Origin of the sequence: Halomonas getboli, from assembly GCF_023094245.1 — a bacterium.
In the GTDB taxonomy this organism is placed as follows: domain Bacteria; phylum Pseudomonadota; class Gammaproteobacteria; order Pseudomonadales; family Halomonadaceae; genus Halomonas; species Halomonas getboli.
The window spans coordinates 180,565-206,062 of the sequence record NZ_JALMEW010000003.1 but is presented as its reverse complement, the minus strand read 5'-3'; the positions used below and the strand labels follow the sequence as shown (position 1 = coordinate 206,062).

Genomic DNA, 25,498 nt, shown 5'->3' with positions numbered 1-25,498 from the left:
GCAATGCGCCAATTCGATTTCATGGGCAAGCGTCGCATCGCCTTCATCGCCTCGATCGTGCTGACGATCGTCTCGGTGGCGGCCCTCGCCCTCCTTCACCTCAATCTCGGCCTCGACTTCACCGGCGGCACGGTGGTCGAGCTCCACTACGCGACCACGCCGTCGCTGGACGACATCCGCACGCTGCTCGCCAACAGCGGCTTCGAGAACTTCCAGGTGCAGACCTTCGGCGCCGCCGACGAGATCCTGGTACGCCTGCAGCAGACCTTCAGCAACGACGTCGGCGCTCAGGTCGTCTCGGCGCTGAGCGGCAACGGCCCCCAGGTCGACCTGATACGCGCCGAATACGTCGGCGCCCAGGTCGGCGACCAGCTGCGCGACCAGAGCGGCATGGGCATGCTGGTGGCCATGGCCGGCGTGGCGCTCTACGTGGCCTTCCGCTTCCAGTACAAGTTCGCCCTGTGCGCGCTGATCTCGCTCGCCCACGACGTGGTGATCGTGCTGGGCCTGTTCGCGCTGTTCCAGTGGGAGTTCGACCTCACCGTGCTCGCCGGCATCATGGCGGTGATCGGCTATTCGTTGAACGACACCATCATCGTCTACGACCGCATTCGCGAGAACATCCGCAAATCGCGCATCGACGACATGCCGACGATCTTCAACGAAGGGATCAACCAGACCCTGTCGCGCACCCTGGCCACGTCAGGCACGACGCTGCTGGTGCTGTTCGCGCTGTTCTTCCTTGGCGGCGACATGATCCACAACTTCTCGATCTCGCTGATCCTCGGCGTCGTGGCCGGTACCTTCTCGTCGATCTACGTCGCCGCGGCGCTGCTGCTGGTGTTCAAGCTCGAGCGCCACGACCTGATCCCGGCCAAGAAGGAAAACGCGGAGACCGAAGAGCTGCCCTGAGGCCAGTGTCAGTTCCTTCGTTCCCACGAAAAAGCCACCCCGCGGGGTGGCTTTTTTCATACCTGGAGGACGGCCGGCGCGGGCGTCAGGCCGGGGCCGTCTCACGGGCGCGGTGCACCGCCTCGGACAGCGAGCGGGTCAGCTCGACGACCCGGCGCACGCCGTCCTCGGGGCGCTCGGCCTCGCCGACGGCGTCGGTGAAGGCGGAGCCGACCACCACCGCATCGGCGAAGCGGGCGATGCGCTCGGCCTGCTCGGGGGTGCGGATGCCGAAGCCGACGCCGATCGGCAGCTCGGAGTGGGCGCGGATGGCCTCGACTTCCTGCGCCACGCGCTCGGCGGACGGCGCGGCGGCGCCGGTCACGCCGGTACTGGAGACGTAGTAGAGGAAGCCCGAGGTGTTCTCGAGCACCAGCGGCAGACGCTTGGCATCGGTGGTCGGCGTCGCCAGGCGGATGAAGTCGAGGCCGTGGGCCTGGGCCGGCAGGCACAGCTCGGCGTCGTGCTCCGGCGGCAGGTCGACCACGATCAGCCCGTCCACGCCGGCCTCGGCGGCCTCGGCGAGGAAGGCCTCGACGCCCATGCAGTAGATGGGGTTGTAATAGCCCATCAGCACCACCGGAGTGGTGTCGTCGCGCTCGCGCAGGGCGCGCACCATGTCCAGGGTCCTGGCCATGGTCTGTCCGCCCTTCAGGGCGCGCAGCGTGGAGGCCTGGATGGACGGGCCGTCCGCCATCGGGTCGGTGAACGGCATGCCCAGCTCGATCACGTCGGCGCCCGCCTCGGGCAGCGCCAGCAGGGTCTCGAGGCTGGCCTCGTAGTCGGGGTCGCCGGCGCTGATGAAGGTGACGAGGCCGGCGCGGTTGGCGGCCTTGAGCTCGTCAAAGCGGCGCGCGATGCGGTCGTGGCGTTGGGTCATCGTCTCTCTCCTCATTCTGCCGGTGCGTCGGCCGCCAGCTCGTCGGCCAGGCGTTCGGTGACGGTGGTCATGTCCTTGTCGCCGCGTCCGCTCAGGTTCAGCACCATGACGTGATCCTCGGGCAGCGTCGGCGCCAGCTTGATCGCGTGGGCGATGGCGTGGGAGGACTCCAGGGCCGGAATGATGCCTTCCAGGCGGCACAGGGTCTTGAAGGCATCGAGCGCCTCATCGTCGGTCACGGCGACGTACTCGGCGCGGCCGATCTCGTGCAGCCAGGCGTGCTCGGGGCCGATGCCCGGATAGTCGAGCCCCGCCGAGATCGAGTGCGCGTCGGTGATCTGGCCCTCTGCTGACTGCAGCAGGAAGGTCCGGTTACCGTGCAGCACGCCGGGGCTTCCGCCCTGCAGGCTCGCGGCGTGCTTGCCGGTGTCCAGGCCTTCGCCGGCCGCTTCCACGCCGATCAGGCGCACGCCCTCGTCCTCGAGGAAGGGGTGGAACAGGCCCATGGCGTTGGAGCCGCCGCCGATGCAGGCCACCAGCGAGTCGGGCAGCCGGCCTTCCTTCTCGGCCAGCTGCTCGCGCACCTCCTGGCCGATCACGGACTGGAAGTCGCGCACCATGGCCGGATACGGGTGCGGGCCGGCCACGGTGCCGATGATGTAGAAGGTGTCCGCGACGTTGGTCACCCAGTCACGCAGGGCGTCGTTCATCGCGTCCTTCAGGGTGCCGGTGCCGCTGGTCACCGGGATCACCTTGGCGCCCAACAGCTTCATGCGCTGCACGTTGGGCTGCTGGCGATCGATGTCGGTGCTGCCCATGTAGATGATGCATTCCATGCCGAAGCGGGCCGCCACGGTGGCGGTGGCCACGCCGTGCATGCCGGCGCCGGTCTCGGCGATGATGCGCTTCTTGCCCATGCGCCGGGCCAGCAGCACCTGGCCGATGCAGTTGTTGATCTTGTGCGCGCCGGTATGCATCAGGTCTTCGCGCTTGAGGTAGATCCGCGCGCCGCCCAGTGCCTCGGTCAGCCGCTCGGCGAGGTACAGCGGGCTCTCGCGGCCGATGTAGTCGCGACGCAGCGCGTCCAGCTCGGCGTGGAAGTCGGGATCCTGCTTGGCCGACTCATAGGCCTCCTGCAGCTCGAGAATCAGCGGCATCAGGGTTTCGGCGACGAAGCGGCCACCGAAGCGGCCGAAGAAGCCATCGGCATCGGGGGCGAGTTCGGCGGTGGGGTGCGGCAGACCCATGGTGACGACTCCTGACGGTCAGTGGGGAATGGCCACTAACATAAATCGCGCGGCGCCCCTGTGATAAGCGATCATTGCTCGCTAGCATGTGAGAAAAGCTGACACGTCAGGAGCCCGCCGTGAGTGATCGACTGCCCTCGCTGAATGCCCTGCGCGCCTTCGACGAGACGGCCCGCACGCTGAGCGTGACGCGCGCCGCCGAGGCGCTTCACGTCACTCATGGTGCGGTCAGCCGCCAGCTCAAGCAGCTCGAGGAGCAGCTCGGTGTGACGCTGTTCCGGCGCCAGGGGCGCGGCCTGGCGCTGACCCAGGAAGGCGAGCTGTTGCGTGCCTCGACCTCACAGGCTTTCGAGCGCCTCGGCCAGGCCTGCACCCAGCTGCGCCGTCGCGCCTCGGAGGCGCCGCTGGTGCTCGGCTGCCCCGGCAGCTTCCTGGCCCGCTGGTTCATTCCGCGGCTGGATCGGCTGAAGGCCCAGTGTCCGGAGCTGAACCTGCACCTGACCGCCGACGAGGAAGTGGCCGGCCGGCTCGGCACCGACGTCGACGCCGTGCTGCGCTTCGCCGAGCCGCCCTGGCCCGCCGACGTCCGGGTGGTCGAGCTGGCGCCGGAGCGCATGGGGCCGGTGCTGGCGCCGGCGCTGCTCGACACCCCCGACCCCGATGTCGACGCCCTGGCGCGGCTGCCGATGCTGCATACCCAGTCGCGCCCCCAGGCCTGGTCGCAGTGGTTCGCCGCCCGGGGGCTGGACCCCGCGACCATGCGCCACGATCAGTCCTTCGAGCACCTTCACTACATGCTCGAAGCCGCGCTGGTGGGGCTGGGCGTGGCCATCGCGCCGTCCTACCTGGTGGAGGAGGACCTGCGCACCGGCCGGCTGGTCGCGCCCTGGGGCTTCATCGAGACGCCGGCCCGGCTCGGGCTGTGGCTGCCGGCGGGCGCGCCGCGGCAAGATACCGAACGGCTGGTCGAGTGGCTGACGCAGGAGCTTTCACGCTCCGCCGGCTGACGCCTCGCTCCCTGCCCCTCACCCCAGCCCCTCACTCGTCACGTCCTGCTCCTCACCCTCCCCACAGCCAGCAAAAAGCCCCGGGGTCGCCGGGGGCTTCTCGTTCCGCGTGCCGCCGCGTCGACGGCGGGCTCGCCTGAGGATGGTGCCTAGGCGACGCCCTGCGCCTCGTCGTCCGCGTCGGGAGCGAAGACTTCGCGGGCATGGTGATAGAGCACGCCGGCGTAGCCGTTGCGCTGCATCACCTTGAGGATCTTGGCCGGGTTCTCGTCGTCGAGGGCGCGGCGCAGCTTGTCGCGCTGCTCGTCGTCCAGCGACTCGTGCCAGTGGTAGGGCTCGCCATTCGCGCTGGCCGCCTCGGCACGGCGGATCAGGTCCATCTCGACCCGGCCGCCGTAGCGGTACAGCAGGTCGTAGCCTTCCTGGAGGTGCAGGGCCGGCACGTCGCACGGCTTCTCCAGGCTTTCCAGCACGTTGTAGTAGTAATAGCTGAGCGGTTCCATCATCACTCCTCTCGCGAATGAGGGGCATGGCCCGGCCGTGTTGAGAGGGTGGCCGGGGTGCATGGAGCCGGGGCGAAAAAATGCCGCCGACCTCCCCAAGCTACACCCAGTAACGCGCCCAGAACAGTCTCGAGAACGTCATACTTCTGTCGCTGTTGCCCTGAAACGCAAGACGCCCCCGCGGCCAGGCCGCGGGGGCGTCTCGTCATCCGCCGACGTCGTCAGGCGCCAAGGCTCAGAAATGCGGCTTGAGCTGCTTCAACAGGGCCTTGAACATCCGCGGCCCGGCGGCCATCAGCTGGCCATCGGCGGTCACCGAGGGCTGGCCGTCCGGCGTACCCTGCAGGGCGCCGGTTTCCTTGAGCAGCAGCGAGCCGACCAGCAGGTCCTGCTCGTCTATGCCCATCACGAAGGCGGCGTCGACGCGGCCGGCGGCCAGCTCGGCGAGGTCCAGCAGGCCGCAGCCGGAGGCGCGCATCAGGTCGATCTGGGGGGCCAGCTGCTGGGTGACGGTGAGGTAGGACGGCAGCTGGCGCTCGCGCACCCAGCTCTCCGGCAGGCTCATGGCGATGCGGGAACCCGGGATCGCGGTGGCCTTGGAGACCCGCAGGCGCTTGCCGTTGAGCTGGGCACCGCGGCCGCGGCTGGCCAGGTACTCGTCATCGCTGAAGGGGCAGATCACCACCGCATGCTCCGGGCGGCCCTTGACCAGACACACCAGCGACAGCGCGAAGCTCGGCGCGGCGACGGCCAGGTTGGAATAACCATGGAAGGGTTCGATGCGCCACAGCACGTCGGCGCCCTCGCCTTCGCCGGCGCGGTGCGGCGTGTAGCGGCCGACGACGCCGTGCTGGGGGTAGCCACGGGACAGCTGGCGGGTGATCAGCGCCTCGGCGTTGCGGGCGGTGTCCTCGAGCAGCTTGTCGAGGTTGTGTTCCTCGTGGGCGTTCTCGATACGTTCACGGATACGCAGAAACTGTTCGCCGGCGCTGCGTGCGGCACGCAGGGCGTACTGGACCATCGGATGCATGATCGGGCCTTGGGAGTCGGTGGTGTTAAAGAACGGAGATCGGCGCGCATCCTAGCAGAAGCTCGGAAACCGCGCCACGCCATCCTCCTCGCCCCTCGCCCCTCGCCCCTCGCCCCTCGCCCCTCGCCCATGGCCCCTCGCCCCTCGCCCCTCGCCCCTCGCCCCTCGCCCCTCGCCCCTCGCACCTCGCACCTCGCACCTCGCACCTCGCACCTCGCACCTCGCACCTCGCACCTCGCACCTCGCACCTCGCCGCCAGCATGCTAGACTTTCGCCCCTTTCCCCCGACGCAACACCAGGCAGGCCCTCCCCATGCTCGAGCGCATCCGCATCGTCCTGATCGGCACCAGCCATCCCGGCAACATCGGCGGCACCGCCCGCGCCATGCACAACATGGGCCTGGCGGACCTGGCCCTGGTGGCGCCGCGCTGCGAACCGCTCACCGCCGACACCGTCTCCCGCGCCTCCGGCGCCGACGCGCTGGTCCACGCCGCGCGCACCGTGGAGACGCTGGAGGAAGCGGTCGCCGACTGCACCCTGGTGGTGGGTGCCAGCGCCCGCTCGCGCACCCTGCCCTGGCCGATGATCACGCCGCGCGCGCTGGGCGAGCGCCTGCCCGAGGAGCTGGCCGCGCCGGACGCCCGCGTGGCGCTGGTCTTCGGCCGCGAGGACAGCGGGCTCTCCAACGCCGAGCTGCAGCGCTGCCACGCCCACGTGCACATCCCCACCAACCCCGACTTCAGCTCACTGAACCTGGCCGCCGCGGTGCAGGTGCTGGCCTACGAATGCCGGCTGGCGTGGATGGAGCACGGCGAGGCGCAGGGGGAGAAGGACGATGCCCAGCCGCTGGCCAGCCACGAGGAACTGGAGCACTACTTCACGCACCTCGAGCGCACCCTGATCGCGATCGGCTTCCACGACCCGGCCCAACCGCGCCAGCTGATGGCACGACTGCGCCGATTCACGCTGCGCGCCCGCCCGGAGCGCATGGAGCTCAACATCCTGCGCGGCATCCTCTCGAACACCGAGAAGCTGGCCCGGCCGGAACAGCCGGCCACCGGCGAGCGCGCCTCCGGCAAGCGCGACGGCGACTGAACCGCCATCGGGGCGCGACGGGTCACGGCTTGAAGCCGGCCCGCCGCGCCCCCACTATTAAGGCAATTGCTCTGACGCTTGCCGTCACCGTTCCTCGCCGCCAGCTTAAGGACCGCCGCATGTTTCAACGTCTGCGCGAAGACATCAACAGCGTATTCGACCGTGATCCGGCGGCGCGCAACTTCCTGGAAGTGCTCACCAACTATCCCGGACTGCACGCCCTGCTCGTCCATCGGCTCAGCCACCGGCTGTGGCAGAAGAACTTCAAGTGGCTGGCACGCACCCTGTCGAGCCTGGCGCGCTGGTTCACCGGCATCGAGATCCACCCGGGGGCGACCATCGGCCGGCGCTTCTTCATCGACCACGGCATGGGCGTGGTGATCGGCGAGACCGCCGAGGTCGGCGACGACGTCACCCTCTATCAGGGCGTGACCCTGGGCGGCACCAGCTGGAACAAGGGCAAGCGGCACCCGACCCTGGAGGACGGCGTGATCGTCGGCGCCGGGGCCAAGATCCTCGGCCCGTTCACCGTGGGCGCCGGCGCCAAGGTCGGCTCCAACGCCGTGATCACCAAGGAGGTGCCGGCGGGGGCCACCGTGGTCGGCATTCCCGGCAAGGTGGTCAAGCGCGACGAGCCCGACACCGTCACCCCGCTCGAGGTCGACCCGGAGCGCCGCGAGGCCATGCGCCGCAAGTTCGGCTTCGACGCCTACGGCGTCAGCCAGGACATGCCCGACCCGGTGGCCCGTTCGATGCAGGCCATGCTCGACCACATGCACGCGGTCGACGAGCGCCTCGAGCGCATGTGCACCACCCTGCGCCACATCGACGCCGGCTTCCGCGACAGCCAGCTGCCCGAGCTGCGCGACGAGGACTTCGCCAACATCCTCGCCGACGTCGACAGCTGCTGCGGCCCGCAGCACGATGACGAGGCCGCGGACGCCCCGGACGACGAGCCTCGGGAGCGCCCCGCGCGCCACCGCCAGAATGGTTGACCGCCACGCTCGGGTTTCCTCATAATACCTGCCCGATCCGACGCCGTCGGACGTCGGCCCGCTTCGTCGCTGGCCGACGCCCGCGCGGGCACCGAGGTGAACTCTCCATGCGCCTGACCACCAAGGGACGCTACGCCGTCACCGCCATGCTCGACCTGGCCATGCACGCCGACGAGGGCCCCACCAGCCTCGCCGACATCTCGCGTCGCCAGGAAATCTCGCTGTCCTACCTCGAGCAGCTGTTCGCCCGCCTGCGGCGCGGCGGCCTGGTCGACAGCGTGCGCGGCCCGGGCGGCGGCTACCTGCTGGCGCTGGCGCCGGACGCCATCTCGGTGGCCCGAGTGATCGACGCGGTCAACGAATCGGTAGACGCCACCCGCTGCGGCGGCCTGTCGGACTGTCAGCAGGGTGACACCTGCCTGACCCACCATCTATGGAACGAGCTGTCCGACCAGATTCACGGCTATCTTGAAGGCGTGACGCTGGGCCAGCTGGCCGGCCGCGACGAATTCCAGCGCATCGCAGAACGCCAGCGGCGCCGCCTCGACGACGACCAGATCCCCACCGTCTCGCCCTGAACCCCATTACCGGCCCCAGCCCATGAGCGCATCCGTCTACCTCGATTACGCCGCCACCACTCCCGTCGACCCGCGGGTCGCCGAGGTCATGAGCCGCTACCTGACCCTGGAAGGCACCTTCGCCAACCCGGCCTCGCGCAGCCACATGCCCGGCTGGCAGGCCGAGCAGGCGGTGGAGAGCGCGCGGCGCCAGGTCGCCGACCTGATCGGCGCCGACCCGCGCGAGATCGTCTGGACCAGCGGCGCCACCGAGGCCGACAACCTGGCGCTGAGCGGCTACCTGCGCGCCAACCGCGAGCGTGGCCGCCATCTGGTGACCTCGACCATCGAGCACAAGGCCGTGGTCGACACCGCCCATGCGCTCGAGCGCGAAGGCTTCGAGGTGACCTGGCTCGCGCCGGAGTCCGACGGCCGCATCACCCCCGAGGCGCTGCGCAATGCCATGCGCAAGGACACCGTGCTGGTGTCGCTGATGGCGGTGAACAACGAGCTCGGCACCGTTAACGACATCGCCGCGCTGGCCGAGGTCGCCCGCGCCGGCGGCGCCGTGTTCCACACCGATGCCGCCCAGGCCGCCGGGCGCATCCCGCTCGACGTGGCGGCCCAGGGCATCGACCTGATGTCGCTGTCCGGCCACAAGGTCTACGGCCCCAAGGGCGTCGGCGCGCTGTACGTGAAACGCGACCCGGACCTGCGCCTCGAGGCGCTGATCCACGGCGGCGGCCACGAGCGCGGCATGCGCTCGGGCACCCTGCCGACTCATCAGATCGCCGGCATGGGCGAGGCCTTCGCCATCGCCGGCCGCGAGCGCGAGGACGACCAGGCCCGCATCGCCGGCCTGCGCGACCGTTTCCTGACCGGACTCGAGGGCCTCGAGGGCGTGCACCGCAACACCGCGATCGCGCACTCGGTGCCCAACATCCTCAACCTGGCCTTCGAGGGCGTCGACGGCGAATCGCTGCTGATGGCGCTGCGCGATATCGCGCTGTCCACCGGGTCGGCCTGCAACTCCGCCAGCGTCGAGCCCTCCTACGTATTGAAAGGCATCGGCGTGCCGCGCCGCCTGGCGCTCGCCTCGCTACGCTTCAGCTTCGGCCGTTTCACCACCGAAGCCGACATCGACCGCACCCTGGAGGCCCTGCGCCACGCCCTCGTCGGGCTGCGCCGCTAGCCTCCAACGCCGCAGGAGAATCACCATGGCGACACTTTCGATCACCAACGCCGCCGCCGACCAGATCCGCCGGGTGCTCGACGAGCGCGGCCACGGCCTGGGCCTGCGGGTCTCGGTCAAGCCCAGCGGCTGTTCCGGCTACAGCTACGTGCTCGACTTCGCCGACGAGGCCGCCAACGACGACATCGTGGTCGAGGATCACGGCGTCAAAGTCTACGTGGCCCCGGACGCGCTGGAAGTGCTCGACGGCAGCGAAGTGGATTACGTCTCGGAGGGGCTCAACCGCTACTTCCGCTTCAACAATCCCAACGTCAAGGACGAGTGCGGCTGCGGCGAAAGCTTCAGCGTCTGAGCCCGCCGCGCCGATTGTTCATCGCCGCTCGGGGACGGTATACTCTGCGCCCAATTCGGCGCCCGACGCCGAGCCGCACTCTTTATTACTCCGGCCTCGCGCCGCCCCGGCCCTCCCGGGGTGGCGCGAGGCCGTCAACGCTCGTGACTTCCCAGATTGGAGAACACACCCATGGCTAACGAACGCACCCTGTCCATCATCAAGCCCGACGCCGTCGCCAAGAACGCCATCGGCGAGATCGAGAGCCGCTTCGAGAAGGCCGGCCTGAAGATCGTGGCCGCCAAGATGCTGCAGCTGTCCCAGGAGCAGGCCGAAGGCTTCTACGCCGAGCACAGCGAGCGTCCGTTCTTCGGCGCCCTGGTCGGCTTCATGACCTCCGGCCCGGTCGTCGTGCAGGTGCTGGAAGGCGACAACGCCATCGCCGCCAACCGCGACCTGATGGGTGCCACCAACCCGAAGGAAGCCGAAGCCGGCACCATCCGCGCCGACTTCGCCGAGTCCATCGACGCCAACGCCGTCCACGGTTCCGACTCGCCGGAATCCGCGGCCCGCGAAATCGCCTACTTCTTCGAAGACAGCGAGATCTGCGCCCGCTAAGGAAACGCCGACTCGGGGCGCGCCCGCGCCCCGAGTCCGCTGTTTCCTCTCGGACCGGCAGCCTCACTGCCGCGCGGGGGCCATCCGTCCCCGCACCCAGCCCCACCGACGCCGCTGACCGCCCATGACCGACACCACCGCCCCCCAACGCTCCAATCTGCTCGGCATGACGCGCGAGGAGATGGAAGCCTTCTTCCTGTCCATCGGCGAGAAGAAGTTCCGCGCCACCCAGGTGATGAAGTGGATTCACCACGAGGGCTGCGACGACTTCGCGTCCATGACCAACCTGTCCAAGGCGCTGCGCACCCGTCTCGAGGAAGTCGCCGAGATCCGCGGCCCCAGCGTGGTCTACGAGGGCACCTCCAGCGACGGCACCCGCAAGTGGGTGCTGGAAGTGGAGGACGGCAGCTACGTGGAAACGGTGCTGATTCCCGCCGAGAACGGCAAGCGCCGCACCCTCTGCGTCTCGTCCCAGGTCGGCTGCTCGCTGGACTGCAGCTTCTGCTCCACCGGCAAGCAGGGCTTCCAGCGCAACCTCACCGCCGCCGAGATCATCGGCCAGGTGTGGGTCGCCAGCAACAGCTTCGGCCCGCGCAAGGACACCGCCAATCGCCCGGTCACCAACGTGGTGATGATGGGCATGGGCGAACCGCTACTGAATTACGATAACGTCGTGCCGGCCATGAAGCTGATGCTCGACGACAACGGCTATAGCCTCTCCAAGCGCCGCGTCACGCTCTCCACCTCGGGCGTGGTGCCGATGCTCGATCGCCTCGGCGACGAGCTAGACGTGAGCCTGGCCATCTCGCTGCACGCCGCCAACGACGAGCTGCGCAACGAGCTGGTGCCGCTCAACCGCAAGTACAACATCCGCACCCTGCTCGACGCCTGCCAGCGCTATCTCGGCAAGTGCGACGACACCCGCGTGGTGACCATCGAGTACACCCTGATCAAGGACGTCAACGATCAGCAGCAGCACGCCCGAGAGCTCGCCGAGCTGCTCGAGGAACTGCCGTGCAAGATCAACCTGATCCCGTTCAACCCCTTCCCGCACTCGGGCTACGAGAAGCCGTCGCGCAACCAGACCATGCGCTTCCAGCAGTGGCTGGCCGATCTGGGCTATACCGCCCCGGTGCGCTCCACCCGCGGCGATGACATCGACGCCGCCTGCGGCCAGCTGGTGGGCCGGGTCAAGGACCGCACCAAGCGCCACGCCCGCTACATCCAGTCGATCCAGATCGACGCCGACTGAGCCCCGGGGGCGCCTTGACTTCAACCAGGCACGACGCTTTGATGGTCGGGCCTTTTTCACCAACGGTCGAGCGGCCCCGCGCCGCCGCCCAGCGAGGATGCCATGACACGCCGCCCGCCCGGTTTCCGACAGTTATCCGTCACCGTCGTCCTGGCGAGCGCTCTATGGCTGACCGGCTGTGCCACCACCCAGCCAGGTGCGACAGCGCCCGAGGCGGACACCGGCGACCCCGTGGCCGCCTATACCCGGCTCGGCACCGCCTACCTGGAGCGCAACAACCTGCCCCGCGCGCTGTCGGCCCTGGACCGCGCCCTGGAGATCGACGACGACGATCCCGAGGCACTTCAGGCCATGGCCATTGTCTACCAGCGCCAGGGCGAGGCGACGCTCGCCGACCGGACCTTTCGTCGCGCGCTCGACGCCGATCCCGATCTGACCCGGGCGCGCAACAACTATGCCGCCTTCCTGTATGATCAGGGACGCCTCCGCGAGGCCTGCCACCAGCTCGAGCAGGCCACCGCCGACACCCAGTACGCCAACCGTGCCCAGCTGTTCACCAATCTGGGACGCTGCCAGCGCCGCATCGGCGACATCGAGGCCGCCCGCCAGAGCCTGCTGCGCGCCCAGGACATCGACCCGCGCCGGGCCGAGAGCTATCTGCGCCTGGCCCAGCTCGAATTCGAGCAGGGCCGGCTGGCGCGCGCCGAACAGCAGCTCCAGGACTACGTGCGCCTGGCCGGTCCCACGCCGGCGGCGCGGCAGCTGTCGGCGGATCTGGCCAATGCTCGTGGCGGACGGTCGGCGGCATCCACTGACGCGCCCTGACCCCGTTTTTTCTTGAAGGATGCCACGCATGAGCGACACCCCCTATTCGGAGCCCGACGTAGCCGTCAACCAGGCCTCCCCCGGCGAGCTGCTGCGCCGCCAGCGCGAGGCCCAGGCGCTGTCACGCGACGAAGTCGCCGAGGCCCTGAACCTGCGTCCGGCCGTGATCGACGGCCTGGAGCGGGACGACTACGACGAGGTGCCGATCGCCACCTATCGTCGCGGCTACCTGCGCAGCTACGCCAACCTGCTGGGCCTCGATCCCGCCCCGGTGCTGGCCGCCTACCAGGCCCGCGTCGGCAGCGAGGAGCTCGAGACCCGCGTCACTCCGGTCCACGTGGTCAACAAGCCGCCCTCGAAGCTCGGCGCCTGGCTGTTCCGCCTGGCCACCGTGCTGGTAATCGCCGGCCTGGTCGGCCTGACCCTGATGTGGTGGCAGAGCCGCGGCGGCAGTGAGCCGCCCACGCCGGGCGACAGCGCCCCGGTGGCGGTGGACAGCCTCGACGGCACCACCGTCACCGAGGGCGGCGACGCGGCGGCCGACGAGCTCGACGGCGACGCCGGCGACTGGAGCAGCGCAGTCGCCACCACCAGCGCCGACGACACCGACGAAGCCACGGGCACCGCCGAGAGCGCCGCCGACTCGGGCGATACGGGCGATGCGACGGCCGCCGCCGCGGGCGACAGCAGTGAGCCGAATGCTGCCACCGATGCCACCGATGCCACCGACGGCGACAGCGTCGCCGCGACCGATACCGAGAGCGCCGATGACGCTGCCGCCGAGCCGGCCGCCGATCCGGGCGTGCTGGAACTGACCTTCAACGAGCAGTCCTGGACCGAGATCTTCGACGCCACCGACCAGCGCGTCTTCGTCGGTCTGCAGAACGCCGGCACCACGGCCACCGTCGAAGGCGAGCCGCCGTTCCGCCTGACCGTGGGCAACGCCACCGGCGTCGAGCTGAACTGGAAAGGCGAAGCCGTAGACCTGGCGTCGCACACCGGCGCCAACAACGTCGCCCGCTTCACTCTGGGAGAATGAGTCCGATCATGCACGCTACATCGCCCATCACCCGTCGCCAGTCACGCCGCATCCATGTCGGCAAGGTGCCGGTCGGCGGCGGCGCCCCGATCTCCGTCCAGAGCATGACCAACACCGACACGCTCGACGTGGCGGCCACCGTGGCGCAGATCCGCCAGCTGGAAGCGGCGGGCGCCGACATCGTGCGCGTCTCGGTGCCGACCATGGACGCCGCCGAGGCCTTCGGCCGCATCAAGCGCGAGGTCGAGGTGCCGCTGGTGGCGGACATCCACTTCGACTATCGCATCGCCCTGCGCGTCGCCGAGCTTGGCGTCGACTGCCTGCGCATCAACCCCGGCAACATCGGCCGCGAGGACCGCGTCCAGGCCGTGGTCAGCGCGGCCCGCGACAACGGCATCCCGATCCGCATCGGCGTCAACGCCGGCTCGCTGGAAAAGGACCTGCAGAAGAAGTACGGCGAGCCGACCCCGGCCGCGCTGGTCGAATCGGCGATGCGCCACATCGACCACCTCGAGCGCCTCGACTTCCCCGATTTCAAGGTCAGCGTCAAGGCCTCCGACGTGTTCATGGCCGTGGCCGCCTACCGCGATCTCGCCACCCGCATCGAGCAGCCGCTGCACCTCGGCATCACCGAGGCCGGTGGGCTGCGTTCGGGCACCGTCAAGTCGTCCATCGGGCTCGGCATGCTGCTGATGGACGGCATCGGCGACACCATCCGCGTGTCGCTGGCGGCCGATCCGGTCGAGGAGATCAAGGTCGGCTTCGACATGCTCAAGAGCCTGCGCCTGCGGGCCAAGGGCATCAACTTCGTCGCCTGCCCGAGCTGCTCACGCCAGAACTTCGACGTCATCGGCACCATGAACGAACTCGAGGAACGCCTCGACGACGTGATGACGCCGCTCGACGTCTCGGTCATCGGCTGCGTCGTCAACGGCCCGGGCGAGGCCAAGGAAAGCGACATCGGCCTGACCGGCGGCAGCCCCGCCAACCTCGTCTACATCGACGGCAAGCCGGCCAGCAAGCTGCGCAACGACCACCTGGTCGACGACCTCGAGCGGATGATCCGCGACAAGGTGCGCGAGAAAGAACAAGCCGAGCAGGATGTCATCGCCCGGGACGCCTGAGGCGTGCCGACAAGGAGCCAGCATTGAGCAAAAAGATCCAGGCCATTCGTGGCATGAACGACCTGCTGCCGGAGCAGTCCCCGCTGTGGCAGTACTTCGAGGGCCAGGTGCGCACCCTCATGGGCCGCTACGGCTATGACGAGATCCGCACCCCCATCGTCGAGCAGACCGCGCTGTTCAAGCGCTCCATCGGCGAGGTCACCGACATCGTCGAGAAGGAGATGTACACCTTCGACGACCGCAACGGCGACAGCCTGACGCTGCGCCCCGAGGGCACCGCCAGCTGCGTGCGCGCCGCCATGGAACACGGCCTGCTGCACAACCAGACCCAGCGGCTGTGGTACCAGGGCCCGATGTTCCGCCACGAGCGCCCGCAGAAGGGCCGCTATCGGCAGTTCCACCAGGTCGGCGTGGAGACCTTCGGCCTCGAGGGCCCGGACATCGACGCCGAGCTGATCCTGCTCTCGGCCCGGCTGTGGAAGCAGCTCGGCCTGTTCGAGCACGTCACCCTGGAGCTCAACTCCCTGGGCTCGCCGGAGGCGCGCGCCACCTACCGCGACACCCTGGTGGCCTACTTCGAGCAGCACCTGGACGTGCTCGACGAGGATTCCCGGCGCCGGCTGAACACCAACCCGCTGCGCATCCTCGACTCCAAGAATCCGGACATGGCGCCGATGCTGGCCGACGCCCCGCGGCTGATGGACCACCTCGACGCGGAATCGAAGGACCACTTCGAGCGCCTGACCGCCATGCTCGACGCCGCCGGCATCGCCTACGTGGTCAACCCGCGGCTGGTGCGCGGCCTGGACTACTACTCGCGCACCGTCTTCGAGTGGACCACCACCGCGCTCGGCAGCCAGGGCACGGTGTGCGCCGGCGGCCGCTACGACGGCCTGGTCGAGCAGCTCGGCGGCAAGGCCGTGCCGGCGGTCGGCTTCGCCATGGGCATCGAGCGGCTGATCCTGCTGCTCGACACCCTCGACCTGGTGCCCGACGAGGCCCGCGGCGAGCTCGACGTCTACCTGCTGCCGATGAGCGAGGCCACCGAGCCGGCCGCGCTGCTGCTGGGCGAACGCCTGCGCGAGGCGCTGCCCGAGCTCGGCCTGCAGCTGCACTGCGGCGGCGGCAGCTTCAAGAGCCGCATCAAGAAGGCCGACAAGAGCGGCGCCCGCCTGGCCCTGCTGCTGGGTGAGGACGAGCTGGCCGAGAACGCCGTGACGCTGAAGTTCCTGCGCGAGGAGCGCGAACAGCAGCGTCTCGACCAGGACGCGCTCGCCGACACCCTCGCCTCCCTGCTGGCGGAAGCCCCCGCCTGACGCCCAAGGACAGACAAGGAGACCGCCCGTGGCGGAGATGAGAACGGAAGAAGAGCAGCTCGAAGCGATCAAGCGCTGGTGGAAGGAAAACGGCACCTCGCTGATCGCCGGCGTGGTGATCGCCGCCGCCGGCGTGTTCGGCTGGAACGCCTGGCAGGACTATCAGGCCGGGCAGGCCGAGGCGGCCTCGGCCACCTATCAGCAGCTGCTGACCCTGAGCAGCCAGGACAGCCTGGACGACAACGCGCGCCAGCAGGCCGACCACCTGACCCAGAGCCTGATCGACGACCACGGCGACAGCCTCTACACCGACCTGGCGCGCCTGCTGGACGCCCGCGTGGCCGTGGGCGCCGGCGACATCGATGCCGCCGCGTCCCGCCTGGAGACGCTGATCGCCAACGGCGACCGCCCCTATCTGCAGGGCGTGGCGCGGCTGCGCCTGGCGCGCCTGCAGCTGGCCGGCGACGACGCCGAGGCGGCGCTGGCCACGCTCGACGGCGACATCCCCGCGCCGCTGGCCGCCCAGCGGGCCGATATCCGCGGCGACGCCCACCTGGCGCTCGGCGACCGCGACGCCGCCCGCGACGCCTGGCAGCAGGCCCTCAGCCTCTCCGCGGAACGCGACCAGTCGCTCTACGGCGTGCAACTCAAACTGGATGATCTGGGCGTCGAGGAGACCTCATGAGCAAGACCACACTCGCCATCGCCGCCACCGCCGCGCTCGGCCTGCTGACCGGCTGCGCCGCCCAGGTGGAGCCCGAATACGCGCCGAAGGCGCTGCAGGACACCGCCGACACCACCACCGCCAAGGTGCTGTGGGAAGAGCAGGTCGGCGACGGCCTGGGCCAGGGCGGCTATCCGCTGGCCCCGGCCCAGGACAGCGACACCCTGTTCGCCGCCGACCATGAAGGCCTGGTCGAGGCCATCGACGCCGACAGCGGCGAGCCGCGCTGGCAGATCGAGCTCGATGCCGCCGCCTCCAGCGCCCTGACCGCCGTGGCCGGCCGGGTCTATCTCGGCACCCGCAACGGCGAGGTCGTGGCCCTCGACCAGTCGAACGGCGAGGTACTGTGGCACACCCGCGTCAGCAGCGAGGTGCTGGCCGCGCCCCAGCCCAACAGCTCACTGCTGGTGGTGCAGGCCATCGATGGCAGCGTGACCGCCCTGGACCGCGACACCGGCGCCGAGCGCTGGGTCTACAGCGGCAATCGCCCCACCCTGACCCTGCGCAGCACCGGCACCCCGCGGGTGATCGACCAGGTCACCTTCGCCGGCCTGGCCAACGGCCGCCTGGTGACGATCGACAACCGCAGCGGCCAGGCCCTGTGGGAGCGCCGCATCGCCGTGCCTCAGGGCCGCAGCGAGATCGAGCGCCTGGTCGACCTGGCCGGCCAGCCGCTGCTGACCCAGGACGGCCGCCTGTTCGTGACCAGCTACAACGGCCGCCTGGCGGCGCTGCAGGCCACCAGCGGCGAGATCCTGTGGTCGCGCGACATCTCCAGCTATCGCAGCCCGATGCTGGTCGGCGACTACCTGTTCGTGGTCGACGAGGCCAGCCACGTGATCGCCCTCAACGCCGGCAACGGCGAGACCCTGTGGCAGCTCGACGATCTCGAGGGCCGCGAGCTCACTGCGCCGACCTTTGCCGACGGTCGCCTGGCGGTGGGCGACTTCGAGGGCTACCTGCACCTGATCGACGCCCGCGAGGGCACCCTGGTCGGCCGCACCGAGGCCGACGACGCCATCAGCGTGGCCCCGCTCACCGACGGCAAGCGCGTCTACACCCTGGCCGACGACGGCAGCCTCGAGGCCCTGGAACTGCAACCATGAATCCCGTGATCGCACTGGTCGGCCGCCCCAATGTGGGCAAGTCGACCCTGTTCAACCGCCTGACGCGCACCCGCGACGCCCTGGTGGCCGACTTCCCCGGCCTGACCCGGGACCGCAAGTACGGCAACGGCGCGCTCGGCGGCAAGACCTACACGGTGATCGACACCGGCGGCATCAGCGGCGACGAGGAAGGCATCGACGCGGCCATGGCCGAGCAGTCGCTGCAGGCCATCGACGAAGCCGACATCGTGCTGTTCCTGGTCGACGGCCGCAGCGGGTTGAACGTGGCCGACGAGGCCATCGCCAACCACCTGCGCATCAACCAGAAGAAGACCTGGCTGGTGGTCAACAAGACCGACGGCCTGGAAGAGCACTCGGCCATGGCCGATTTCTGGCAGCTCGGCCTCGGCGATCCGCATCCGATCGCCGCCGCCCACGGCCGCAACGTCACCGCGCTGATCGACGAGGTGCTCGCCCCCTTCCCCGAGCGCGACGCCGACATCCCGCACGACACCGGCACCAAGGGCATCCGCATCGGCGTGATCGGCCGCCCCAACGTGGGCAAGTCGACGCTGGTCAACCGCCTGCTCGGCGAGGATCGGGTGGTGGTCTACGACGAGGCCGGCACCACCCGCGACGCCATCGAGATCCCCTTCGAGCGGCGCGGCGAGCCCTACGTGCTGGTCGACACCGCCGGCGTGCGACGGCGCAAGAACGTCAGCGAGACCGCCGAGAAGTTCTCGATCATCAAGACCCTCGAGGCGATCAAGGAGTGTCATGTCGCGATCATGGTGCTCGACGCCCGCTCGGGCCTGGTGGAGCAGGACCTGCACCTGCTCGACTATGTGCTGACCAGCGGCCGCGCCCTGGTGCTGGCGGTCAACAAGTGGGACGGCCTGGAGAGCGAGGCCAAGGACAAGATGCGCGCCCAGATCAAGCGCCGCCTGGGCTTCGCCGACTACGCCGACCTGCACTTCATCTCGGCGCTGCACGGCACCGCGGTGGGCGACCTCTACCCGTCCATCGAGCGCGCCTTCCAGTCGGCCAACAGCCACTGGTCGACCAACCGCCTGACCAACATCCTGCGTGACGCCGTGGAGCAGCATCCGGCGCCGATGATTCACGGCCGCCGCATCAAGCTGCGCATGGCCCACCAGGGCGGCAGCAACCCGCCGATCATCGTCGTCCATGGCAACCAGACCGAGTCGCTGCCGGAAGCCTACAAGCGCTACCTGACCAACACTTTCCGCAAGGTGCTCAAGGTGCGCGGCACGCCGATGCGCTTCGAGTTCCGTTCGGGCAAGAATCCCTACGACCACATGGCCGGGGCCAGCGACCGCGAGAAGGCCAAGAAGCGGGAGCTCGATCGCACCAAGGAATCGCGCCGCGGTCGTCGCTGACGTGTCGCCATCCGTCGACTCTCGACGCGCGGGCGAATCTCGCCGATAGTACTCGCGCCGATAGCGCAAACCGCCGGCCCTGGGGCCGGCGGTTTGCGTCTGTCACCCCGAGGCGGTCGCCGCCAGCGGGGACGGCGAGGAACTTTTGACCAGGAGGGGCAAGAGTCGCCACCCAGGACGGGCACCGCGCGACGCCTCGACGCCCCGTCGACGACTTCCGGCGAACGCCCGGAGACGCCCTCCCTCACGTCAATGAGAATCGCCATGTTCCTTCGTTCCCTGCGCCGCCGCGCGCGCCTGCTGATTCCCGGCTGCCTGGTCCTGCTGATCGGCGGCTGCCTGGCACTGCCCCAGACCGGCCTGTTCGCCTTCCGCCTGGCCGTCACCACGCTGGGCGTCGAGAACATCCGCATCGGGCCCTATGCCATCGATGCCGGCCTCGACACCTCCGACCTCACCTCGCTGATCGCCTCCGGCCTCGGCGCCGGCAGCCTGCCGGTGCAGGCCACCATGGCGCTGGGCCTCGGCCTGCCCGCCGGGCTGCCGGCGGTGCGGATGAGCGGCTTCGACTGGAACCTCGACGTGCCGGGGCTCGAGGCGATCGACGGCCGCTACGAGCAGGACGTGGCGCTGAGCCCGGGCGACGACGCCGACCTGCGCCTGCCGCTGGCCTTCGACCTGTTGAAGGTCGACCGCAGCCGGCTCTCGCCGCTGGTCGAGGTGACCCGCCAGATGGCCCGCACCGGCGACCTGCCGGAGGGCAGCGAGCTCTCGATCACCCCGGGCGACCTCAGCGGCCTGGGCATGACCCTGCCGTCGGGGCTCTTTACGCCGACCATCCGCCTGGCCGTGGGCGAGAACGGCGCGCTGCGCCCGCTCGGCGACTAGCCGTGGAGGCGCCGGCCGCCGATCCACTGGCAGGCGAACTGCCAGGCCACCCGGCCGCTGCGTCCGCCGCGCAGGGTGGCATAGCGCACCGCCTCGGCCCGCGCCTCGTCGCCCCAGTCGTCCGCCTCGCCGAGGCGCCGCGTCCAGTGCTCGCAGGCCTCGAGGTAGGCGTTCTGGGAGAACGGGTGGAAGGCCAGCCACAGCCCGAAGCGGTCGGACAGCGAGATCTTCTCCTCGACGGCGTCGCCGTGATGGAGCTCCTCGCCGACCAAGCGAGTGGCGTCGTTGTCGGCCATCGACTCCGGCAACAGATGGCGGCGGTTGGAGGTGGCGTAGAGCAGCACATTCTCGGGCGGGCCGGTGAGGGTGCCGTCGAGCACGCTCTTCAGTGCCTTGTAGGCATCGTCGTTCTGCTCGAAGGAGAGATCGTCGCAGTAGACCACGAAGCGGTGCGGCAGGTGACGCAGCTGGGCCACCAGCGACGGCAGCGCACCCAGGTCGTGGCGGTCGACCTGGACCAGGCGCAGCCCTTCGCCTCCCAGCCCGTTGAGCAGCGCCCGCACCAGCGACGACTTGCCGCTGCCCCGGGCGCCCCACAGCAGCGCGTGGTTGGCGGGATGACCGCGCAGGAAGGCGCGGGTGTTATCGACCAGCTGGCGCTTCTGGCGCTCGATGCCGAGCAGGTCGTCGAGGGCCAGGGCGTCGCGCGGCGGCACCGGCACCAGCCGCCCGCCCAGGGCGTGACGCTCCCACAGCGCGGCCACGTCGCGCGTCCAGTCGACCGCCTCGGCGGCCGGCGGCAGCCAGGGCTCGACCCGGGCCAGCAGTGACAGCAGGCGCTGCGACAATTCATCGTCCATGCACTTCCTCCGTGATTGCAGGTTTCGCGGTTGATCTTGCAGGCGTGAGGGGTATCTTGTGGCGAACCCTTATTCGCCGTCCAGTGGCGCTGCCACGGCCGGCCTCAGGAGAACTTCGATGCGCTGGAATCACTGTCTCGCCGTGGGCGCGCTGAGCGTCGCCCTGGCCGCCTGCACCACCTCGCCCACCGGACGCTCGCAGCTGACCCTGATGTCCGACGACCAGCTCGACCAGATGGGCGCCCAGGCCTTCTCCCAGTATCAGCAGCAACGCACCACCGTGGACGGCGCGCCGCTGCGGCTGGCCCAGTGCGTGACCCGGGAGATCGTCGCCACCCTGCCGGCCGAGCTGCAGCAGGACAACTGGCAGGTGCGAGTGTTCGAGGACGACTCGGCCAACGCCTTCGCGCTGCCCGGCGGCTATGTGGGGGTGAACACCGGCCTGCTCGAGATCACCGACAATCAGGACCAGCTGGCGGCGGTCATCGGCCACGAGATCGGCCACGTGCTGGCCCATCACGCCAACGAACGCGCCTCGACCCAGAGCGCCACCAACCTTGGCCTCTCGGTGCTGTCCTCGGCCGCCGGCCTGGAGGGCGCCGGCGGCCAGCAGGTGATGGCGGCACTGGGCATGGGCGCCCAGTACGGCATCCTGCTGCCGTTCTCGCGCAGCCACGAGAGCGAGGCCGACACCATCGGCCTGCGGCTGATGGCCAAGGCCGGCTTCGACCCGCGCGCCAGCGTCGCGCTGTGGCAGAACATGGAGCAGGCCGGCGGCGGCCAGCCGCCCGAGTGGATGTCCACCCACCCCAGCCACGGCAACCGCATCGCCGGCCTCGAGCAGGGCATGCCCGAGGCGCTGCGGCTCTATCAACAGGCCGGGCGCGCGCCGAACTGCGGACAGCCCTGAGCCGATAGACAGCCCCGAGCGGGCCGCAGGAAAAACGCCCCGAGCCGGACGACGGCTCGGGGCGTTCTTGTTCGCGGCCTGGTGGCGTTACAGCGCGCGGCGCAGCCTCTCCAGCACCGGCTCCACGTCCGGGCGTACGCCACGCCACAGGAAGAAAGATTCGGCCGCCTGGCCCACCAGCATGCCCAGGCCGTCGATGGTCTCGGCACCGCGCTCGGCGGCCCAGCGCAGAAAGACAGTGGGCTCGACGCCATACATCATGTCGTAGGCAGTGGCCCCGGGGGCGAGCAGGTCATCCGGCAATGGCGGCAGCTCGCCGCCGAGGCTGGCGCTGGTGCCGTTGATCACCACGTCGAAGGGGCCTGCCACCGCCTCGAAGCCGCCGCCGCTCACCCGGCCCAGGTCGGCGAAGTCCGCGGCCAGGGCATCGGCCTTGGCCGCGGTGCGATTGGCGATGTGCAGGCTCGCCGGGGCCTCGGCAAGCAGCGGCTCCAGCACGCCGCGCACCGCGCCACCGGCGCCGAGTACCAGGATGCGCGCCCCGCCCAGCGTCACGCCGCGGCGCTCGAGGTCGCCGACCAGGCCGGCGCCGTCGGTGGTGTCACCCCGGGTGCGGCCGTCGGCCTCGAGGATCAGGGTGTTCACCGCCCCGGCGCGCTCGGCCCGCGGGGTGAGCGCGTCGCACAGCCGGTAGGCCGTTTCCTTGAACGGCACGGTGACGTTGGCACCGCGACCGCCCGCCTCGACGAAACGCCTCCAGGCGCCGGCGAAGTCGTCCAGCGGCGCCTCGATGGCGGTGTATTCGAGCGCCTCGCCGGTCTGCTCGGCGAAGGCGGCGTGGATGGCCGGTGACTTCGAGTGGCCGATCGGGTGGCCGAAGACGCAGTAGCGGTCCGTCATTGCTGATTCTCCTTGGCCGGGTTTTCCTTGGCCTGCTCGCCCAGCCAGTCCCGGGGTGCCAGGTAGTGCTCGTAGAGGTCCGCCTCGGGGCTGCCGGCTTCCGGCGTCCAATCATATTCCCAGCGCGCCAGCGGCGGCATAGACATCAGGATCGATTCGGTGCGCCCGCCGCTCTGCAGGCCGAACAGGGTGCCGCGGTCCCAGACCAGGTTGAACTCCACGTAGCGGCCGCGGCGATAGAGCTGGAAGTCGCGCTCGCGCTCGCCATAGGCGGTCTCGCGGCGGCGCCGCACGATCGGCAGGTAGGCGTCGAGGAAGCTGTCGCCGACCGCGCGCTGGAAGGCGAAGCAGTCGTCGAAGCCGCCCTCGTTGAGGTCGTCGAAGAACAGCCCGCCGACGCCGCGGGTCTCGTCGCGATGCTTCAGGTAGAAGTAGTCGTCGCACCAGGCCTTGAAGCGCGGGTAGACGTCGTCGCCGAAGGGGGCGCAGGCGTCCCGGGCCACTCGATGCCAGTGGCGCACGTCCTCGAGCACCGGGTAGAAGGGCGTCAGGTCGTAGCCGCCACCGAACCACCATACCGGGTCCTCGCCCTCCTTCTCGGCGATCAGGAAGCGCACGTTGCCGTGGCTGGTGGGCACATGCGGATTGGTCGGATGCAGCACCCAGGACACGCCCACCGCGTGGAAGCCGCGGCCGGCGAGCTCGGGCCGGGCGGCGGTGGCCGAGGGCGGCAGGGTCGCGCCATGCACGTGGGAAAAGTTGACGCCGCCCTTCTCGAACACGGCGCCGTCTTCGATCACCCGCGAGCGGCCGCCGCCACCCTCGGCGCGCTCCCAGGCGTCCTCGCGGAAGCTCGCCCGGCCATCCTCGGCGGCCAGCGCCTCGCACAGCCGGTCCTGAAGGTCGAGCAGATAGGTCTTCACGGGGTCGAGATGGGCGTAGGCCACGGGGCCTCCTTGTATTGAGCGGCGAAAACGGAACTGGCGCCTTCCCGGCGCTCATTCACCGGATATCTCCAACGGTCTCTCAGTCGCGCAGCACGCGGCCGGTGACCAGGTCGCGGATGGTGCTGGGGCGATCGTGGCCGCCCAGCGGGCCGTCGAGCACGGCGTCGAGCTCGCCGTCGGGCCCTTCACCAAAGACGATATGGATCTCGTCGGCGCTCATCGCCGAGGGCTCGCCGGCGCGGTTGGCCGAGGTCGAGACGATGGGGCCGCCGAAGGCGCGGCACAGCGCAGCGACCAGCGGATGGTCGCTGATCCTGAGCGCCACCCGATCGTGCTCGCCGCGCACCAGAGGATGTGCCCGGCCGTTGTCCGGCACCAGCCAGGTGGTCGGCGTGTCGCGAGGCTCGGCCAACGTCGCACGGCGGGCGTCATCGAGACCCTCCAGCCAGGGCTCGAGCTGAGCACTATCGGCGGCCACCAGGATCACGCCCTTAGCCGGATCGCGGCGCTTGAGTTCGAGCAGCCGAGTGAGGGCCGTGGCATCGTCGGGGTCGCAGCCGAGGCCCCAGACGGCCTCGGTGGGATAGGCAATCACGCCGCCGGCACGCAGGGCGGCCACGGCGGCGTCGAGGGAAGGATCCTGAGTCATGGTGGAGTTCCGGCGGTGTCCGACATGGGCCGGGATTCTACCACGCTCCCCCGGAGCCCGGCAGGCGCACCCAGCCGCCGGCGGCGGGGCCGGCGCGACCCTCCAGCTCGAGGGCCAGCAGCCGGCGCTGGCACTCGGCCACCGACAGCCCGGTGAGGTTCACCAGGGAGTCGACCGGGGTCGGGGTATCGCTGAGCCAGGCCAGCAGCGGATCGTCGGCGTCGGTGACGGCGGGCGTTTGCTCTGATGACCGCGCGCGCGGCGCCTCCGGCGCGGCGCTCCAGGCGGGCAGCTCGGCGAGGATGTCGTCGACGTCGCGCACCAGCACCGCGCCGTCGCGCAGCAGTCCCAGGCAGCCCCGGGCCTGGGGATTGTGGATCGAGCCCGGCACGGCGAACACCTCGCGGCTCTGCTCGCCGGCCAGCCGGGCGCTGACCAGCGATCCGCTGCGCTCGGCGGCCTCCACCACCAGCACGCCGCGGCAAAGCCCGGTGACGATGCGATTGCGGCGCGGGAAGAAGGCGGGGTGGGGCCTGGTACCGGGCGGATGTTCGGACAGCAGCAGGCCGCCCGGCTCACGCAGCCGCTCGTGCAGGGCGCGATGGCGAGCCGGATAGATCACGTCCACCCCGCCGCCGAGCACCGCCACGCTGCGGCCGCCCGCTTCCAGCGCCGCCTGCTGGGCGGCGGCGTCGATGCCCAGCGCCATGCCGCTGACCACGCTCCAGCCGCGCTCGGTCAGCGCCCGGGCAAAGCCAGCGGCGTTGGCGAGCCCCTCGCGGGTCGGCTTGCGGGTGCCCACCATGGCCAGCCGCGGCGGCGCCAGCGCGTCGAGATCGCCCCAGGCCCACAGCACCGGCGGCGGATCGGCTATCTGGGCCAGCGGCGCCGGCCAGGCGGGATGATCGGGATGCAACAGCTCACGGCCGGGCGCCTCGGCGAGCCAGGCCTCGTCGGCGTCGAGGTCAGCGGTGAGCGGACTGCGCGCGGGATGGTCGAGCCACAGCCGCAGGGCGGTCGCGGCCTCGCGTGGCATCGCCGCCAGCCAGCCCTGGGGCCAGTCCGGGGCACGGGCGGCGAGCTCGGCCAGCCCGCCGGCCCCGAGGCCGGGCAGGCGCGACAGCAGCCGCCACTCCCTGGCCGTCGGCATGG

The 25,498-nt window shown here is 70.1% G+C and carries 27 protein-coding genes; 18 read left to right on the top strand and 9 right to left on the bottom strand.

What is annotated here, in order from left to right; all coding sequences use genetic code 11:
- The first annotated feature begins 3 nt into the window (after positions 1-3).
- A complete protein-coding gene (gene secF, locus MYL53_RS08435) occupies positions 4-912 on the top strand; it encodes a protein translocase subunit SecF (RefSeq protein WP_247853214.1) in 909 nt (302 codons plus the stop codon).
- A gap of 85 nt (positions 913-997) precedes the next feature.
- Here secF and trpA read toward each other — a convergent pair whose 3' ends face one another.
- Both trpA and trpB read right to left on the bottom strand, forming a co-directional pair.
- Entirely contained in the window at positions 998-1,831 is an 834-nt protein-coding gene (trpA, locus tag MYL53_RS08430) for a tryptophan synthase subunit alpha (RefSeq protein WP_247853213.1), read from the bottom strand.
- An 11-nt stretch (positions 1,832-1,842) separates the two neighbouring features.
- Positions 1,843-3,078, bottom strand: coding sequence for a tryptophan synthase subunit beta (trpB, locus tag MYL53_RS08425; RefSeq protein ID WP_247853211.1), 1,236 nt, complete (start codon positions 3,076-3,078; stop codon positions 1,843-1,845).
- A gap of 119 nt (positions 3,079-3,197) precedes the next feature.
- Between trpB and MYL53_RS08420 the strand changes: the two genes are divergently transcribed.
- Positions 3,198-4,085 carry a LysR family transcriptional regulator gene (locus MYL53_RS08420; protein ID WP_247853209.1) on the top strand — a complete coding sequence of 296 codons (888 nt, stop codon included), beginning with the start codon at positions 3,198-3,200 and terminating at the stop codon, positions 4,083-4,085.
- Positions 4,086-4,234: 149 nt separating this feature from the next.
- Here MYL53_RS08420 and MYL53_RS08415 read toward each other — a convergent pair whose 3' ends face one another.
- Positions 4,235-4,591: a hypothetical protein gene (locus MYL53_RS08415; protein WP_247853208.1), complete on the bottom strand. Its 357-nt coding sequence runs from the start codon at positions 4,589-4,591 to the stop codon at positions 4,235-4,237.
- A gap of 232 nt (positions 4,592-4,823) precedes the next feature.
- Positions 4,824-5,618 (bottom strand): inositol monophosphatase family protein, encoded by a 795-nt coding sequence (locus tag MYL53_RS08410; RefSeq protein WP_247853207.1) that lies wholly within the window; start codon positions 5,616-5,618, stop codon positions 4,824-4,826.
- 312 nt (positions 5,619-5,930) lie between these two features.
- Between MYL53_RS08410 and trmJ the strand changes: the two genes are divergently transcribed.
- From trmJ to MYL53_RS08335, 15 genes are all read left to right on the top strand, one after another.
- Complete coding sequence (gene trmJ, locus MYL53_RS08405; protein ID WP_247853206.1) at positions 5,931-6,713, top strand: tRNA (cytosine(32)/uridine(32)-2'-O)-methyltransferase TrmJ; 783 nt, start codon at positions 5,931-5,933, stop codon at positions 6,711-6,713.
- 119 nt (positions 6,714-6,832) lie between these two features.
- Entirely contained in the window at positions 6,833-7,708 is an 876-nt protein-coding gene (gene cysE, locus MYL53_RS08400) for a serine O-acetyltransferase (RefSeq protein ID WP_247853204.1), read from the top strand.
- Positions 7,709-7,815: 107 nt separating this feature from the next.
- Positions 7,816-8,286 (top strand): Rrf2 family transcriptional regulator, encoded by a 471-nt coding sequence (locus tag MYL53_RS08395; protein ID WP_247853203.1) that lies wholly within the window; start codon positions 7,816-7,818, stop codon positions 8,284-8,286.
- A 22-nt stretch (positions 8,287-8,308) separates the two neighbouring features.
- Positions 8,309-9,457, top strand: a complete 1,149-nt coding sequence (locus MYL53_RS08390) for an IscS subfamily cysteine desulfurase (protein ID WP_247853202.1) — start codon at positions 8,309-8,311, stop codon at positions 9,455-9,457.
- 25 nt (positions 9,458-9,482) lie between these two features.
- On the top strand, positions 9,483-9,809 hold the full coding sequence (locus tag MYL53_RS08385) for a HesB/IscA family protein (protein WP_247853200.1): 327 nt from the start codon (positions 9,483-9,485) through the stop codon (positions 9,807-9,809).
- 171 nt (positions 9,810-9,980) lie between these two features.
- Positions 9,981-10,406 (top strand): nucleoside-diphosphate kinase, encoded by a 426-nt coding sequence (gene ndk / locus MYL53_RS08380; protein WP_247853198.1) that lies wholly within the window; start codon positions 9,981-9,983, stop codon positions 10,404-10,406.
- A 124-nt stretch (positions 10,407-10,530) separates the two neighbouring features.
- Complete coding sequence (rlmN, locus tag MYL53_RS08375) at positions 10,531-11,658, top strand: dual-specificity RNA methyltransferase RlmN (RefSeq protein WP_247853197.1); 1,128 nt, start codon at positions 10,531-10,533, stop codon at positions 11,656-11,658.
- Positions 11,659-11,760: 102 nt separating this feature from the next.
- Positions 11,761-12,483: a type IV pilus biogenesis/stability protein PilW gene (gene pilW, locus MYL53_RS08370; protein WP_247853196.1), complete on the top strand. Its 723-nt coding sequence runs from the start codon at positions 11,761-11,763 to the stop codon at positions 12,481-12,483.
- A 28-nt stretch (positions 12,484-12,511) separates the two neighbouring features.
- On the top strand, positions 12,512-13,522 hold the full coding sequence (locus tag MYL53_RS08365) for a RodZ domain-containing protein (RefSeq protein WP_247853195.1): 1,011 nt from the start codon (positions 12,512-12,514) through the stop codon (positions 13,520-13,522).
- 8 nt (positions 13,523-13,530) lie between these two features.
- Positions 13,531-14,646, top strand: a complete 1,116-nt coding sequence (gene ispG, locus MYL53_RS08360; protein WP_247853194.1) for a flavodoxin-dependent (E)-4-hydroxy-3-methylbut-2-enyl-diphosphate synthase — start codon at positions 13,531-13,533, stop codon at positions 14,644-14,646.
- A 23-nt stretch (positions 14,647-14,669) separates the two neighbouring features.
- Complete coding sequence (hisS, locus tag MYL53_RS08355) at positions 14,670-15,962, top strand: histidine--tRNA ligase (RefSeq protein WP_247853193.1); 1,293 nt, start codon at positions 14,670-14,672, stop codon at positions 15,960-15,962.
- A gap of 28 nt (positions 15,963-15,990) precedes the next feature.
- Positions 15,991-16,647 (top strand): YfgM family protein, encoded by a 657-nt coding sequence (locus MYL53_RS08350; protein WP_247853192.1) that lies wholly within the window; start codon positions 15,991-15,993, stop codon positions 16,645-16,647.
- Positions 16,644-17,792 (top strand): outer membrane protein assembly factor BamB, encoded by a 1,149-nt coding sequence (bamB, locus tag MYL53_RS08345; protein ID WP_247853191.1) that lies wholly within the window; start codon positions 16,644-16,646, stop codon positions 17,790-17,792. The genes MYL53_RS08350 and bamB overlap by 4 nt, the downstream gene beginning before the upstream one ends.
- Positions 17,789-19,192, top strand: a complete 1,404-nt coding sequence (gene der / locus MYL53_RS08340) for a ribosome biogenesis GTPase Der (protein ID WP_247853190.1) — start codon at positions 17,789-17,791, stop codon at positions 19,190-19,192. Before bamB ends, der begins: the two co-directional genes overlap by 4 nt.
- Before the next feature lie 264 nt (positions 19,193-19,456).
- Positions 19,457-20,080, top strand: coding sequence for a hypothetical protein (locus tag MYL53_RS08335; protein ID WP_247853189.1), 624 nt, complete (start codon positions 19,457-19,459; stop codon positions 20,078-20,080).
- Here MYL53_RS08335 and MYL53_RS08330 read toward each other — a convergent pair.
- Complete coding sequence (locus MYL53_RS08330) at positions 20,077-20,940, bottom strand: ATP-binding protein (protein WP_247853187.1); 864 nt, start codon at positions 20,938-20,940, stop codon at positions 20,077-20,079. The two genes, MYL53_RS08335 and MYL53_RS08330, sit on opposite strands and share 4 nt — an antisense overlap.
- Before the next feature lie 118 nt (positions 20,941-21,058).
- On the opposite strand from MYL53_RS08330, the gene MYL53_RS08325 reads away from it, so the two are divergent.
- The gene (locus MYL53_RS08325) at positions 21,059-21,850 is read left to right on the top strand and encodes a M48 family metallopeptidase (protein WP_247853185.1); all 792 of its coding nucleotides are present in this window, start codon (positions 21,059-21,061) and stop codon (positions 21,848-21,850) included.
- A gap of 87 nt (positions 21,851-21,937) precedes the next feature.
- Here MYL53_RS08325 and aroE read toward each other — a convergent pair whose 3' ends face one another.
- The 4 genes from aroE to dprA all read right to left on the bottom strand — a co-directional run bounded on the left by aroE (position 21,938) and on the right by dprA (position 25,496).
- Positions 21,938-22,750: a shikimate dehydrogenase gene (gene aroE / locus MYL53_RS08320; RefSeq protein ID WP_247853184.1), complete on the bottom strand. Its 813-nt coding sequence runs from the start codon at positions 22,748-22,750 to the stop codon at positions 21,938-21,940.
- Positions 22,747-23,697, bottom strand: a complete 951-nt coding sequence (hemF, locus tag MYL53_RS08315) for an oxygen-dependent coproporphyrinogen oxidase (protein ID WP_247853183.1) — start codon at positions 23,695-23,697, stop codon at positions 22,747-22,749. Before hemF ends, aroE begins: the two co-directional genes overlap by 4 nt.
- Positions 23,698-23,776: 79 nt before the next feature.
- Positions 23,777-24,346 carry an L-threonylcarbamoyladenylate synthase type 1 TsaC gene (tsaC, locus tag MYL53_RS08310; RefSeq protein ID WP_247853182.1) on the bottom strand — a complete coding sequence of 190 codons (570 nt, stop codon included), beginning with the start codon at positions 24,344-24,346 and terminating at the stop codon, positions 23,777-23,779.
- Between the two features lie 37 nt (positions 24,347-24,383).
- Positions 24,384-25,496 carry a DNA-processing protein DprA gene (gene dprA, locus MYL53_RS08305; protein ID WP_247853181.1) on the bottom strand — a complete coding sequence of 371 codons (1,113 nt, stop codon included), beginning with the start codon at positions 25,494-25,496 and terminating at the stop codon, positions 24,384-24,386.
- Positions 25,497-25,498: the final 2 nt, after the last annotated feature.